The organism is Oleiphilus sp. HI0123 (assembly GCF_001635315.1).
Genome location: NZ_LWGE01000213.1, coordinates 1 through 306 on the forward strand (window position 1 = coordinate 1; position 306 = coordinate 306).

The following is a 306-nucleotide window of genomic DNA, read 5'->3' on the forward strand; positions in this document are numbered from 1 at the left end:
TTAATGCTGAAGAAGATGAAGATCGTTTGATTGTAAAAGATTCAAATGGCGCAGTGTTAGCTGATGGCGATAGTGTTACCGTTATTAAAGACCTTAAGATCAAAGGCTCTTCTTCAGTCGTAAAAGTTGGCACCAAGATCAAAAATATTCGCCTGATCGAAAGCTCTGATGACCACAATATTGATTGTAAGATCCCTGGAATCGGTGCGCTTAAAGTGACACCGAAATACGTTAAAAAAGCTTAGCGTTGATAGGCTCTCTCTATAGGAGAGCTTCGATATTCTCGCGTTATATCTTTAGAAGGGT

General features: G+C 39.5%; 1 protein-coding gene. It reads left to right on the top strand.

What is annotated here, in order from left to right:
- On the top strand, positions 1-245 hold a 245-nt coding region (locus A3761_RS02025; protein ID WP_068749696.1), incomplete at its 5' end, for a zinc ribbon domain-containing protein YjdM.
- Positions 246-306: the final 61 nt, after the last annotated feature.